At 44.8% G+C, this 13,327-nt stretch carries 11 protein-coding genes and 1 tRNA gene; 5 read left to right on the top strand and 7 right to left on the bottom strand.

What is annotated here, in order from left to right; genetic code table 11:
• Positions 1-285: 285 nt before the first annotated feature.
• The 5 genes from NE619_RS06665 to NE619_RS06645 all read right to left on the bottom strand — a co-directional run bounded on the left by NE619_RS06665 (position 286) and on the right by NE619_RS06645 (position 5,747).
• Entirely contained in the window at positions 286-1,152 is an 867-nt protein-coding gene (locus NE619_RS06665) for an Rpn family recombination-promoting nuclease/putative transposase (protein ID WP_256131610.1), read from the bottom strand.
• 505 nt (positions 1,153-1,657) lie between these two features.
• Entirely contained in the window at positions 1,658-2,803 is a 1,146-nt protein-coding gene (locus NE619_RS06660) for a sigma-54 interaction domain-containing protein (protein WP_256131609.1), read from the bottom strand.
• A gap of 80 nt (positions 2,804-2,883) precedes the next feature.
• A tRNA-Sec gene (locus NE619_RS06655) sits at positions 2,884-2,980 on the bottom strand.
• Between the two features lie 165 nt (positions 2,981-3,145).
• Positions 3,146-4,450 (bottom strand): glycine/betaine/sarcosine/D-proline family reductase selenoprotein B, encoded by a 1,305-nt coding sequence (locus NE619_RS06650; RefSeq protein ID WP_256131608.1) that lies wholly within the window; start codon positions 4,448-4,450, stop codon positions 3,146-3,148.
• Positions 4,451-4,469: 19 nt separating this feature from the next.
• The gene (locus NE619_RS06645) at positions 4,470-5,747 is read right to left on the bottom strand and encodes a glycine/sarcosine/betaine reductase component B subunit (RefSeq protein WP_256131607.1); all 1,278 of its coding nucleotides are present in this window, start codon (positions 5,745-5,747) and stop codon (positions 4,470-4,472) included.
• A 323-nt stretch (positions 5,748-6,070) separates the two neighbouring features.
• Between NE619_RS06645 and NE619_RS06640 the strand changes: the two genes are divergently transcribed.
• The 5 genes from NE619_RS06640 to NE619_RS06620 all read left to right on the top strand — a co-directional run bounded on the left by NE619_RS06640 (position 6,071) and on the right by NE619_RS06620 (position 10,544).
• Complete coding sequence (locus tag NE619_RS06640; protein WP_256131606.1) at positions 6,071-7,441, top strand: sigma-54 interaction domain-containing protein; 1,371 nt, start codon at positions 6,071-6,073, stop codon at positions 7,439-7,441.
• 87 nt (positions 7,442-7,528) lie between these two features.
• Positions 7,529-7,987 carry a hypothetical protein gene (locus NE619_RS06635; RefSeq protein ID WP_256131605.1) on the top strand — a complete coding sequence of 153 codons (459 nt, stop codon included), beginning with the start codon at positions 7,529-7,531 and terminating at the stop codon, positions 7,985-7,987.
• Positions 7,988-8,546: 559 nt separating this feature from the next.
• On the top strand, positions 8,547-9,065 hold the full coding sequence (locus NE619_RS06630) for a GNAT family N-acetyltransferase (protein ID WP_256131604.1): 519 nt from the start codon (positions 8,547-8,549) through the stop codon (positions 9,063-9,065).
• A complete protein-coding gene (locus NE619_RS06625; RefSeq protein WP_256131603.1) occupies positions 9,052-9,954 on the top strand; it encodes a helix-turn-helix transcriptional regulator in 903 nt (300 codons plus the stop codon). Before NE619_RS06630 ends, NE619_RS06625 begins: the two co-directional genes overlap by 14 nt.
• Positions 9,955-10,013: 59 nt before the next feature.
• Positions 10,014-10,544, top strand: coding sequence for a cysteine hydrolase family protein (locus NE619_RS06620; protein WP_256131602.1), 531 nt, complete (start codon positions 10,014-10,016; stop codon positions 10,542-10,544).
• A gap of 151 nt (positions 10,545-10,695) precedes the next feature.
• Here NE619_RS06620 and NE619_RS06615 read toward each other — a convergent pair whose 3' ends face one another.
• Together NE619_RS06615 and NE619_RS06610 are read right to left on the bottom strand one after the other, a co-directional pair.
• Complete coding sequence (locus NE619_RS06615) at positions 10,696-11,631, bottom strand: Rpn family recombination-promoting nuclease/putative transposase (RefSeq protein WP_256131601.1); 936 nt, start codon at positions 11,629-11,631, stop codon at positions 10,696-10,698.
• A 201-nt stretch (positions 11,632-11,832) separates the two neighbouring features.
• Complete coding sequence (locus NE619_RS06610; protein WP_256131600.1) at positions 11,833-13,230, bottom strand: transaminase; 1,398 nt, start codon at positions 13,228-13,230, stop codon at positions 11,833-11,835.
• Positions 13,231-13,327 lie beyond the last annotated feature (97 nt).

Raw genomic sequence — 13,327 nt, 5'->3', positions numbered from 1 at the left:
CTTCTATTTTTGATGAAAGATCCGGAAACAATTTAACGCATTATAACGCGAAATCAGGTAGATGCTGCTTTCTGTAAAAATGTGGCAGAAAGCAAAGAATGGTAGCTTTTGGTTTGCGACCAAATTTCAAATTTGCCGGCAAGTCCTGCAACCATTGTGCCCAAAAAAGCTTCGTGGTTGCAGATCAGATAAGGATGTTTATTTAATGAAACATATTAGTGTTATTCACCAAAAATGATAGTCCATCGGAATTTTTTCAGTGGATAAGACAGAATGTCCCATAGCTTATAATGCCTCAATCTCTTTCAGGCTCAGCTTTGTGACCTTCGAAATCTCTTCCGGAGGTCTGCCCAGTTTTTTCAATTCGGCAGCCATTGCTTTACTTGCTTTTTTCTGCCCCTCCTGCAGCCCCTTTTCCAAGCCCTCACGCAGCCCATCTTCCCGGCCTTCTTTCAACCCTTCTTCTCTGGCCTCCTGCAATTCCAGCAGTCTCTCCTCATATGCGTTCATGTATTTCACTCCAATCTCCTCGCTGGATCGGATTTGTTCGATTTTTTTCTGCATCTTCAGAATCTTTCCGCTGGAAGAATGCTCCGCCATCTCTTTGGACGTGTCTTCAAAATATCGCAACAGGGCGATCAGCTCTTCGCTGACACCCGCAGGGTCGGTTCCTCTGGTGTTGAGGAAGATCCTGGTAGCCCCATCGTCCAGTTCCAACCCGGGCACTTCCTGGCAGGCCATGCGGAAGGTGTAACGGTACAGGCCAAGCCCGAACAGGTCAAAGGGCATGATCATGATAATGTACACGTCGTTCATCCTGTTGTATTCGATGTCCCCTGACTCCAGCAGCTTGCTGTCGATGAGTCCGTTATACAGACGGGTTCGTCTGGGCAGGTTGTAAGTGTTTTTCTTCTGTACCTCCGTGTCGTAGATGGCTTCATCTTCATCCATAGCCCACACGTCCATGCGGATTTGACGGCTCCAGGCCGCCCGGCGGCCTTCCTTCTCGGTCTGGGGCAGGTGTTTCAGCACCACGTCCCTTCCCAGAATGATCTCCAGCATATCCTGTAGAATCTCCGGGTCCTCCACGGCTTCGGCAAACAAAAATCGATCCAGTAAATTTAAATCCTTTAGTTCTTTCTTTTTCTCCAATCTCTTTCTCCTTTTAGTATACCAGTTTGCTTGATGAAGGCAAGGAAATCTTCCTGCCCGAACATGAAAATGCAGCAACAAAATATTACATTTATTTACATGTAATATTTTGCCATATCTGTGATGTCATGTCAACCAATTTATGGAAATTTAACAATCTCCATTTCTCGTAGGTTATCAGATAGTGTCAGAAAAAAAGAAAAAAATGATGGTTCTATTTAGCTTGCCGTTGGAAAATAAAGAAGAATATCAAAGCATACGATTATATCGAGGCTCAATGATATTTTCAGGAAAGAATGCGGTGAAATTCAGAGGAAATTATCAAAATCGTATTATAAAATACGCTTCATTAGATATTCGGTCGCCTCTATTTCCCCGAAATACTGTAAAAGTATCAAAATTATGTTGCGGCTGGGCATCTATTGATATTTGAAGGAAAATGAAATCCCGAAGTCAGATTCTGTGGCCGAAGCGCCTGAAATACCTGCACTGACCGGAGCCAGGATTATCGCTTGATCCCCAGCTTTCTGATTTTTCTCGTCAGGGTCGATTTATCGATTCCCAGATTTTTTGCCAGTTCCGCAGTGGTCTTACAGGTATCCATTCTCGCCTCAATGATCCGCTTTTCATAGGCGTTCAGTTCTTCTTTCAAAGTCATTTTTAAAGAAGATTCAAACTGCTGCTCAACCTGTATGTTTGAAAAAAGGTCGGTTAAATCACCCTTTTCAATTCGGTCCTCCTGCGTAACGATCGATAATCTTTCGATCAGGTTCTCCATTTCGCGGACGTTTCCCGGCCATTTGTACGACTCCAAATCCTTCCAGGCGGCATCGCTGATATATTTGTTCTGTTTATAGCGCTTGTTGCATCTTTCAAGAAAAAACTGCCCCAATACCCGTATATCCTCTTTGCGGTTTCTTAAGGGGGCCACGGTCACAGGCACGATATTTAACCGATAATACAAATCTTCCCGGAAAGTCCCGGCTTCCACCGCTTCAAGCAGATCCGTATTTGTAGCCACGATAATTCTGGCCTCTACGGGCAAATATTCTGCCCCGCCGACTCGCATCACTTCTTTTTCCTGTATGACCCGCAGAAATTTCACTTGCAGAGACATGGGAAGCGAATTGATTTCATCCAAAAATACGGTTCCGTCACCGGCAGTTTCAAACAGCCCGGGCTTTCCCGTATCAAGCGCCCCTGTAAAAGAACCGGCCTCATATCCAAACAGCTCGGATTCCAACAGCTTTTCGGGAATAGCGGCACAATTGATATCCACAAAGGGTTTGTCCTTTCTGTCGCTGCTCATATGGAGCAGCTTTGCGATAAAACCTTTTCCAGTTCCCGTTTCTCCCTGTATCAATACGGTGGTGTCTGTCGGCGCTACCGCTTCAAGCAGTTCTATAGTTCTGCGCATGGTATCGCTTTTAAAGATAAAATCGGTCTCTTTATAATTCAGAGAGTTTTCAGAGCGATCATCGAATGCGTCGTTATATTTAAAAATTTCTACATTTTGATTTTTGCAGAAGTCCTTCAATGCGTCCAAATTCGCGGAAACAGCCAGGGCCTCTTTTTCTTTGTTGTATATCACAAACTTTTTATCCATCCCGTCGATGAGCGAAATGAATTCTTTCCTGCCGATTTTCTCCATATCTTCACCTGAATCATTGCCCGGAAAATACAATATGTGCTCTGTAACGGAGCACATACTTCTTAATTACCTATATATTTTGGCGGGAGTATGTGGGAATCGAACCCACCCAAGAAGCTGCTAACTCCTCGAACTGGTTTTGAAGACCAGAGGGCACACCAGCACCCATCTACTCCCATAACCCATTTTATATTACCATATAACATAATTTTTATCTATATTTTGAATTAAAGTTATTTAAATTTTATCTATTTTAGAAGATACGGAGAATCCGCTGATCCTCCGTATCTTCCGCAGTGTCACGTGATACTCGGATAAATGAATCACTGCCTTAGGTTATTGCTACATGTCTTTTCCAAAGATTGTCTGTTCCGTAACTTCCACCGCCGTAGTCTTGATCGCCTTTTCGCAAAGCTGCACTCTTGCTTCCAATTCTTCTTCCTTAGAAAGGTTCGGATAGCCCGCAGGATGAGGAATTGCCACAGCTGCGTAGATTCTGTTCGCTCCTACGGAATAGGAAATCGGACAGATGGTACAAAGATGCACGATTGGAATACCAGCATCGTCGATCTGCTTAACTAACGTTGCACCGCAACGTGTGTCGGTTCCTCAGGTGGAGGTTAAGAGAGCTGCCTGAACACCGGCATCCTTAAGATGCTGAGCCATCTCTTTTCCATACTTGGTGGCCTTGGCAACGTCCATGCAGTTGCCTACGGTAACCAGCATTTTGTCATATAATTCGCCGATAACGCCTCTCTTTTCCAGCTCCTTAAACGCGTCATAAGGCAGAATTCTTGTTCCCCATTCATTGCCATATACCGGGTCATATCCGCCGTGGGCTACTTCACCCTTGAAATTTTCAGCACTGCCGCCGAAATCTTCGATGGAGTAAGCGCACCACTTTGATGCTGATAACGCCTCCAGATGATCCGGGTTGCCTTCGGGAACCATGCCGCCTGATGTGAGGATAGCGACTTTCGCCTTTGAGAGATCAACGACAGGAGCGCTGGGAACGATATGGTCGAACTTCGGCATTTCAACTTCCGTTGTATAGGGTTGTCCCAGAGTTTTTGCCACTGCCATGTCTACCGCTCTTTCAGCTCCGCTCTTCTCTCTCCAGCACGGTCTTCTGATTCCTCTTGGGAAATATCCCTCTTCATCAGGAAGTCCGATCTCTTTTCCTTCGGCGATTTTGTTGGCAAAGGCGGAAATCTTGGTCAAAGCATCTTTCATGTCTTTTGCCTTTGTTCCTGTAGGGAAGATATATCCGTATTTTCTGTAAAGCTCCAAACCAGGGTTTTCCTCGTTGAGGGCGGAAATCGCGATAATTTCTTTTTCAAAAGCGATTTTGCATACGCCGCCGCACGCCATGCCGTACCGGCCTGCGTTGAATCCCGGGCCTGCGAATACGATGTCGATTTCTTTTTCTTCTAAGATCTTTGCCAGCTCTTCGCTGACTTTTTCCGTGTTTTCAACGAAATAATTGTCACCGCAAACCACTGTATTGACGATTTCAATATCCTTTAACATCGTCTGCAGAATATTTCCCGGACCAACCGTGCCTTCTCTCAGTTCCAGCGGCGCGTAAGCGGAATCTTCACCGCCAAGCTGTCCGAAAAACTGATTTATGTAATGTAAAGCTCTCATTTTCAATTTTCCTCCTTCTTTAATACGGCTCCGTGCAGTAGAATCCGTTTGCTGTGTTGCTCGCCGATCCCATGATTACCAGTATGCCAACTTTCACCTTTCCGTCCCCGATTTCGCAGTCATCAGGCGAACCGGACAGCAGATGCAGCTGCTCTCTGTAGCCGATGTTTTTCTCCATCTCCGGCAGCTCGATGATGCAGTTGTCGTTTCCGGTTGTAATGACGGCTGTCGCTTTCGGAGAAGTGTTTGCCATAGGCTCTGACGTTCCGTCAGGACCAGGATTGTCGTGAAGCACGATGACGCTGGCAATATCTCTTTCCTCGGCTCTTTCGCATATGAGCATCAGGTCGGCTTCCGGATTTCCGCCGCCTTCCTGGCTGATGATGATGCTGTCCGCCAGACAGGTCTGAGCCAGATTTACCGTTACCATGGCATTTCTTTCTTTTTCTGCCAGAATCGTGCTGATGGGCGATGCGATCAAACCGCAGAAATCCAGGTCTACGCCGTGCCTCTTGTAAAGCTCTTCTATGATCGCATGGTTCTGAATATCATAAGTTGTGTTCTTATCGCTGGCTGTTACGCAGTTTCCGGAAACAATGGCCCCGTCAAACACTTCGTTTGGATGCAGCAGCTGCGCGTTCAGCTGGATGGCGTTCAGCCCGTAAACATAATTGTCGTGCAAAAGCCCCTGGGCCATAATCAGGAACGCATACGCGACCTTAGGCAGCTTTTTCGCAGGGTCTACCGGATCTCTTCTGTAGGTCTTTACTTCATCGGCTTCTACATCTAAACCAGCCTTGGCCAGGTAAAGAGAAGCTTTTAATCCGATCATACGAATTTCCGTTTCGTGTTCCGCAGGCGTCAATCCTTCCACCGGGTCAGCAACTACGACTACATTAATCAGCTCTGAAAATCTGCAGTATTTTGTCGCAGGGCCTGACATATCAATGATGCCCTCCTGAAAGCCGATAATCTTGCCGCATGTGGTTACGCAGCAGCCGCTCAGCACTTTTGTCGTTCCCTCCCCGCAGGATGTATAGCCGTCCAGCACGCCGGGGAAAGCCCTTTGGGTCTCCACCTTTACTCTCGGTTCTATTACATCTTTGACAGGGATTATTCTTGTCGATTCACCTGGCTTTGCGATATCAATTTGGATGTTTATCAATTTGTCACTCTTGATCGTATCGATAAGCTCCTCTTTGTTAACCGTCAATACTCCATTTTCGATAAATGTTTTTTCACCAAACACCACATCTTTAATATGGATATATTCCAGGTTTAAGCTCATGTCCTTCATTGGATACTAACCTCCTATATTATTATTTGACTATATAATAAGCATTTGGCGTGCCAAGTATCGGAATTATCGACATAAAAAATATTCTTTCTGCTAAACCCTGCTATTTTCAATGGTTCTGTGAATCATTTCGTTTTTTGAAAAAAATATTTAATAGGGCAAAGCAGCTCCAATTCCCCTATCGCTGTTGTCCCTTTACAACCAATGCAAAAATGCACCGCTTTGGATTTTATATTGATTATATCTATATCATTGTATTATAATTATATAAATTACCAATATTTTTCCAATTCAATGTACAACAAAACAACCAGGAGTGTGTTATGAAAACTTTCAATGATGAAGAATTTCAGGATCTGTTAAACTGCATTCAGGATGGTATCTTTATAACCGACGGGATCGGAACAGTCGTCGCATGCAACGACGCTTCTTTAAACTTCTGTTATTCAAAGAAGGAAGACCTCATCGGAAAAAACATGCGGGATTTAGTCGAAGAAGGCATCTTTGATGATTCGGTGGCCTTAAAAGTAATTGAGCGAAACTGTACGGTGACGGAAATGCAGAAAAGCCTGACCGACAAACTCGATCTCTTAGTAACAGGCACGCCTTTCTATAAGGACGGCACGATTTCTTATGTAGTGATTACCGAGCGGGATGTTACGGAATTAGGCAATCTGGAACATAAATTGAATCAGTTAAAAGAAATAACAGAAAAAGATCTGTATTACCAGGCCAGTATGCCCAACATAAAGTCTGAGCTCATATTCGAAAGTCCCGTTATGGTCGAGCTGATTAATATGGTCGCCAGAATTTCCGCCAGCGACGCCACGGTCCTCATCCAGGGAGAGTCCGGCACAGGCAAAAGCCTGATCGCAAAATTCATTTACCAGAACAGTCTGAGAAAAGACAAGCCTTTTGTCGAGCTCAATTGCGGCGCGATTCCCGAAAACCTCCTGGAATCCGAGCTTTTCGGATATGAAAAAGGAGCCTTTACCGGTGCGAATCATACAGGAAAAATCGGCTTGTTTGAGATCGCCAACGGCGGCACGATTTTTTTAGATGAGATAAGTACCATACCGCTCCATCTCCAGGTGAAAATTCTCCGCGTTCTGCAGGAAAAGGAAATTATGCGCGTGGGCGGCACAAAATACATACCTATTGATATAAGAATCATATCTGCCACCAATTCCGATCTTGTGGACCTTGTAAAAAAAGGGGAATTCCGAAAAGATCTGTTCTACAGGCTCAATGTCTGCCAGTTTGCCATGCCCTCATTAAAGGATCGAAAAGAGGATATCGCCCCATTGTGCGAGTTTTTTCTGGAAAAGTTCAACGCAAAATACAGATGCAATAAAATCCTCTCTTCTTCTGCGAAAAAAATACTCCATTGTTACAATTGGCCGGGAAATATCCGTGAATTGGAAAACATCATGGAGCGTATCGTAATCATAAATAATGCCGATGTTATTTCCGGGGAAAACATTTCCTCCTTTTTCCCCATGTCAAATCTGGAATCCGCAAACCACAATAACCCGACTGTGATCGACCTGAAAACGGAAATGGATAATTTCGAAAAAAACATCATTCTCTCAAAGATGAAGTATTGCAAAACCATTACCGATCTGGCAGTCAGCTTGTCAATTGACAAATCCACAGCCACAAGAAAACTCCAGAAGCACAAAATCAAATTGTAGCTGTTTTTATTTGGACATGATATAATGTTCTTCCTATAAATTTGAATTTGAAGCAGATATTATTTATATTAACGGAGGGATTAACGTATGGAGAACTTTCTCAAAGCGCTGACAAGCGAAGGCAAAAATGCCGGGGTGCCCGAAGAATTTAATTATTTCGGGAAGCTTATCGGCAGTTGGAACATCGACTATATTGATAATAGCACTTCCCACTCGATTAAAGGCGAATGGCATTTTTCATGGGTTCTGGATGGAATGGCCATTCAGGATGTTATTATCTTGCCCGATTATGAATCCGGAACGACGCTCCGCATGTATAATCCCGATACTCATGCTTGGGATGTGGCCTATTGTTATACGGGGAGGATTATGCGGCTTGAGGCGAGAAAACAAGGCGATAAAATCGTTCTTACAAACCTTGAGGACGAAAGGAGAAAATGGGTCTTTGCCAAAATCGAGGATAATCAATTCCACTGGCAGGATGTTATGGTAAAGGACGACGGCCAGTGGCAGGTTAAATTTGACTTATACGCCCAGCGCATGTGATAAGCATTTTGTTTAAGGCGGTCTGATTGTGGTAAATGCTTTTTGTGAAGTGAAATTATCGATCATACCTTTTGACATAAGAAGCCGATTCAATTTACGAATATTGTATAACTGACGAACAATCTGGCAAAAAGATGGCCTGGCTCCTGGTCTGGCGCTTTTTGAATTGAAATCAGATCGGAGCGGATAAAATATGTGGGTTTGAGGGTGTTGCGGATTTGTTTTTTGGAAATTCTCACTTGAAATTGACCGGCAAGGGTAAGAAACGTTGAAAAAAGATCCGCTTTTACCTCCGTTTTTTGATAAAAGATCCGGAAATAGTTTAGTGCGTTACAATGCGAAACTGGATAAACGTTCCTTTCTGGCAGAATGCGGCCCGGATGCGGCAGATAGCAGAGAATGGTTTTGGGTTTGGGTTTGGGGTTTGCGACCAAATTCCAATTCTACCGGCAAATCCCGCAACCATTGTTCACAGAGAAGTTTCATGGTCGCAGGTCAGATACGCATATTCAACCTTGCGGTGAGACCTGCAGAACAGAAAATTTAAGAGGATATTTTTATGATAAGATTAAGGCCATACAAGGCTTGTGATGCACAGGCAATAGCAAAATGGATAAAAGATGAATATGCTTTTCGCCAATGGAGCGCGGACCGTTATGAGAAATACCCCATTACTGCTGATGATATGAATTCGTATTATGACAGAGACAAGAACAATGAACGCATTTGGGGCATGACAGCATTCGATGATACAGGTATCGTTGGGCATTTTACCTTGCGTTTCCCAAAGGACAAGAGCCTCGATGAAATCCGGCTAGGATTTGTAATTGTTGACGATAAAAAGCGGGGAAACGGATACGGAAAGGAAATGCTTTCTTTAGCGATCCGGTACGCATTTGACTTTGTTAAAGTCAAAAAAATATCACTGGGAGTTTTTGAAAACAACAAAGCCGCTATAAAATGCTACGAAGCTTGCGGGTTTAAAAAGGTCGAATTAGAAAATACGGAAAGCTACCATTGTATGGGTGAAGTATGGAACTGCATTGAAATGGAAGTGGCCTTGGATGAAAGAAAATAGATATTTCCAAATGGTTTATCTGCTGCTGGAAAAAGGCAGTATGACCGCTCCGGAATTGGCAAAACATTTTGAAGTGTCCGTGAGGACCATATACAGGGATATTGATATTTTAAGCGCTGCGGGCATACCGGTATATGCCACACAGGGTAAAGGCGGCGGCATCTCCATTCAGGATAAATTCGTGCTTAAAAAGTCCGTCCTCAGCGAACAGGAGCAGACCCAGATCCTTATGGCTTTACAGGGGCTTCGAATTGTTGAAGATGAAGACACAAGAGCCCTTTTGTCAAAGTTAAACAGTGCGTTTCAGAAACAAAATGTAAACTGGCTGGAGATTGATTTTTCCAGTTGGACAAAGAGCGGAGCAGGGAAAGAAAACTTTCAAAAACTGCAAAGCGCCATATTTGAGAGCAGGGTGGTGTCATTTCTTTATTACAATGGGAAAGGGGAATCGACCAAACGCGTTGTAGAACCGCTTAAACTGGCTTTCAAGAGTACGGACTGGTATTTGTATGGCTATTGCTCTATGCGCAGTGACTTTCGTTTTTTCAAATTAACCCGTATACGAAATCTTGAAATTACCAAGGATCGATATACCCGCCCCATACCAGATCAAATATTTACAGAAGCCGAAGATTTTGAAATGGAAACCATTCAGGTAACGCTTTTATTCGATAAAAGTATGTCCTTTCGGGTGTACGATAAGTTTGATGACGAAGTGACGGAAACCCAGGACGGCAGTTTATTAGTGGAAACCGTCATGCCAAACAATGAATTATTATTTCGCTATATTCTTTCGTGCGGGGATAAAGTGGAAGTGCTTCATCCTCAAAGTCTGCGTGACAAAATATCTGAAAGAGCGAGAAACATTGCAGAAAAATATAAAACCTGACACCGTGTTGCAAGTTCTATGTGATATGCTGACAGCAACATATATTAGGAGGAGTCAGCATGACAAAAAAAGCATTAGTGGTAATTGATATTCAAAATGATATCACAAAGAATTATAAGGAAATAATCGGTAATATAAATAAGGCCATCGATTGGGCGGTAGAAAAGAAGATTCACGTTGTCTACATAAGACATGAAAATCTGTCAGCAGGAACGAGAACTTTTAAACCAGATACGCACGGTGCTGAATTGGTCCCGGACATGAAAGTGGTATCAGAAAACGTCTTTACAAAATACAAGGGAAACGCGTTGAGCAGTGAGGCGTTCGCGGATTTCATCAGCCAAAATGAAATCGGTGAATTCTACATAGCAGGTGCAGATGCCGTTGCCTGTGTCAAGTCAACCTGTTACAATTTGCGTAAAGCAAAATACGGCGTTACGGTAATATCGGATTGCATTACCAGTTACGATAAAAGGAAAATTGACGAGATGCTGCGCTACTATGAAAGTAAGGGCTGCAAATTGGTTACTTTGAGTGATTTGCTGGATTTATATTCGAAATGCCCGGATTGCGCAGCAATGTCCATATAAAAACGGGAAATTTTACTGATTGGCAGTAAAGAAAGCAGGCAATTTTAATTTATTTGCCTGCTTTTAATATTATACGCCTATTAATCTGCAATTAGTATTGGCTAATATCCGTCCTTGTACTGCACAATGCGGCATTTTATCAGCAAAAGCTTCACTCTCCGGTCCCCCGGACATGCTTGTAAATTTGCTCTCCGTTCCAGGCAGGATGCTCCGTGATAACGGCAAAGATTGCCTTAACCGTTTCCGGTTCCTCCAACAGATCTTCTGCGATCTTTTCTGCGGACTGCCCCTTCCCAGCCTTTTTCTGAACCTGGGCAATCAATTTAAGCATTTCACCCTTTTCAATGCCTTCTACTTTGCCGCGCTCATAGCCATCCTCTTCCCGAATGGCCTCACACTCTTCTCTGCTCAGCTCCTCGAATAAAAAACTCACCATATCACCACCGTTCCTTTTCAGAAAATCCCGCAGGACGTTATGGTCCATGCAGTACTTTACGCTTTCACGGATCGCGGCGGTCAAATCTCCGTTTCTCCGGTACCGGACACGGATATCGTGCATGAACTGACTGTACTCCCTCAAGGTCTCGCATCTCTGCAAAAGCTCCGCGCCTTTTTCGTAGTTCACGTTGATCACCCGCACCACCGCTTCTAAAGCTATTTTACCACATTTCTCGACGAATGAGTCGGAAAGTTTCAGTTCCTGTTCCAGGGGCAGATCCTCCGTTCCGTTGTAAAAGACGTACAGCTCCGGGGTTGGAATGGGAACCGGACGTCTGCTGTAGATGCCGCGGGAAAAGAGCAGGCGTTCATATTCCTTGGCTATGTAGCACAGCATCCGCAGAGGCATGTTGGGGTTGATGGTGGACTGGTGTTCGATCAATATGATCAGCCGATTGTTGATGACAAAGGCCAGGTCGTTTTTCAGGCCGCCGAATATGGAGTCTTCCAGCGTAATGATTTCGACCGGCGTTTCCTTGGGATAGTTGCTGCCGGAGACGGCGTTGTAGAGTTCGATGAGTTTTTCTTTGTCGTTGAACAGGACTCGAAAGAGACCATCCTTGTAATTTCGTTTCGCGGTTTGTGCCATAAGTTCCCCCTTTTGATAGAATGGTAATATTTGTAATTATCATTATACCTTTTATGGAAATATATGTCAATTATTTTTTATCCAATGAACAAGTAATGCGCAAACATTTTCCGGAAATATCCGGTATACTCAAAAAAAGGGGCCTGTCACATTGGCCAAAAGTTCCATGTGACAGGCCCCCTGCCTTCCTGATTCAAAAGCTTATTCTTTGCTTACTACAACCAGTTCCGCGATGCAGTCATCCCAACCTTTAATCAAACGGTCAATATCTTCGTCCGAAGTCACCGGTGAAATCAGCATCATATTGTGGAACGGCGTAATGAGAATTCCCCGATTGGAGAGGAATACGTGGGTATAATACATCAGCTGCCAATCGAAATGCTCCTTGGCCTCTGTTCCGTTTTTCGGAAGCGTAGGCATGAACTGCAGCTCGCATCTGGCGCCGGAGCGGGTCAGGCTCCACGGTACATTGTGTTTTTTCAATACGGCTTCCAGTCCGTCGGAAAGCCGCTGCTGTCCCCGGAACATCTTTTCAAAGGCTTCTTCTGTGGCCACTTTAGCCAGGGTTTCGCGCATAGCTGCGATAGCAAACTGATTGGCCGCCAGCGTTCCGCCGATTCCCATAGGGTCAGAAACCCCTGCGTTGCCGTAAGTGGCGTTGATTTTGTCGGTAATTTCTCTGGTAAAACCATAAACCGCTACCGGTATTCCGCCTGCGATGGATTTTCCAAGGGTCACAAAATCAGGCTTCAGTCCATGAGCACGGGTATAGCCGCCGTAGCCGTTGGAAAGGGTGTGGGTTTCGTCGATAATCATATAGGTGCCATATCGATCACACAATTCTCTCAGACCTTCCAGATAGCCTTCCGCCGGCAGCACCATTCCGCAGTTGGTCATGACCGGTTCCAGAAGAACCGCCGCGCAGTCCCTGTGGGCCAGCTCCCTTTCAGCTGCTTCAAGATCATTGAATTCGACCACTCTCGTCAGCTGGTCCTTCGGCAGTCCCGGGTTGGAATCGTACTCAGTTCTCAAGGCCAGCTTTCCTTCTTCATTGATGTGCGGCAGGGACTCGTCCAAGCTGCCGTGATAACATTCCTGCATAACCAAAATCTTTGGTCTTTGGGTCAGTGCCCTGGCATTGCGGATTACATAGCGGTTGGCTTCTGTGGCGGTCATGGCTACCTGCCAGGTGGGAAGTCCGAACCGTTTTTCCAGTTCTTTTCCGATTTCCAGGGCATCCGGAGTGGGCATCATAGTGGTGATTCCATTTTTGGCCTGTTCCGCTACCTTTGCCGCAGTGGCCGCCGGAGAATGGCCGAACATGGCTCCGGTATCTCCCAGACAAAAGTCAACGTATTCATTTCCGTCAATATCATAGCATCTGTTTCCCTGCGCTTTTTCCAGAAATACCGGGTGGGTGGTTCCCCAGTCTCCCATCCAGGGCATCGGCACGCCATTGAGCAGGTTCTTATGGGCCTGCTGAAATATCTCCTTGCTCTTTTGTGTCCGTTCATCAAATAGCTTATCTTCCCGCGCTCTCAATTTGCTCAGCTGTTCATCCGTAACCAAACGATATGGGCTTTTCTTATCGGTTATCATTTTATTTCTCCTTTTCCTCTTTAATACCCATATATAGTGCAAGTACCGTGCCAGACGCCCGCGAAATCCGCCACTGTGCCCTCCAACCCCACAAATT

This window comes from Anaerovorax odorimutans, from assembly GCF_024459955.1.
Lineage (GTDB): Bacteria > Bacillota > Clostridia > Peptostreptococcales > Anaerovoracaceae > Hominibacterium > Hominibacterium odorimutans_A.
Note: the sequence above shows the minus strand (reverse complement) of the source record. Positions and strands in the feature narration are given on the sequence as shown.